The sequence below is a fragment of the Myroides sp. LoEW2-1 genome (assembly GCF_009767705.1).
Taxonomy (GTDB): Bacteria; Bacteroidota; Bacteroidia; order Flavobacteriales; family Flavobacteriaceae; genus Flavobacterium; species Flavobacterium album_A.
This window is the reverse complement of record NZ_WSPP01000139.1, coordinates 1-219: the sequence shown is the minus strand read 5'-3', so window position 1 is coordinate 219 and position 219 is coordinate 1. Positions and strand designations below refer to the sequence as shown.

1 pseudogene is annotated in these 219 nt (G+C 36.5%); it reads right to left on the bottom strand.

The annotated features are described in order from the left end of the window. Positions 1 to 219, bottom strand: a pseudogene (locus GOQ24_RS08850) (IS21 family transposase); the annotation flags it as partial.

Below are 219 nucleotides of genomic sequence, written 5' to 3'. Positions count from 1 at the left end.
CTTGCACAAGCCTCTACATAAGTATATTGACTAGCGCCTAGAGTGGCTACAAAAACTTCTACTTTACTAATATTTCCTGTTTGTGGGCATACAATTTCTAATTTTTTGCCAGCATAATCAATGAATAGCTTTTCACCTGCTTTATGCTCAATAGGTACATAACCTTTTCCTTGAGCACACCAATTACTATAAGCCTCACAAAACCTACTATATTGGACC